The following is a 260-nucleotide window of genomic DNA, read 5'->3' as shown; positions in this document are numbered from 1 at the left end:
ATTCGATATTGATGCAGACGATCACGCCGAGCAGCACGCCGGCAACGGTGCCGACGATACCAATCGCAGCACCGGTCATGAAGAAGATGCGCATGATCGAGCCGGAAGTCGCACCCATGGTGCGAAGGATGGCGATATCGCTGCCCTTGTCCTTCACCAGCATGATCAGGCCGGAGATGATGTTCAGCGCCGCAACGATGACGATCAGCGTCAGGATCATGAACATGACGTTGCGCTCGACCTCAAGGGCGGAAAAGAAG

1 protein-coding gene is annotated in these 260 nt (G+C 56.9%); it reads right to left on the bottom strand.

Going from position 1 to position 260, the window contains the following annotated elements; translation table 11 throughout:
- Positions 1–220, bottom strand: a 220-nt coding sequence (locus ACPYOM_RS22895; protein WP_481347725.1) for an FtsX-like permease family protein, incomplete at its 3' end; no start/stop codon positions are given.
- Between the last annotated feature and the right edge of the window lie 40 nt (positions 221–260).

The organism is Monashia sp. HAY1-2A (assembly GCF_056755315.1).
The sequence above is the reverse complement of the archived record's forward strand: the minus strand, read 5'-3'. Positions and strand labels throughout refer to the sequence as shown.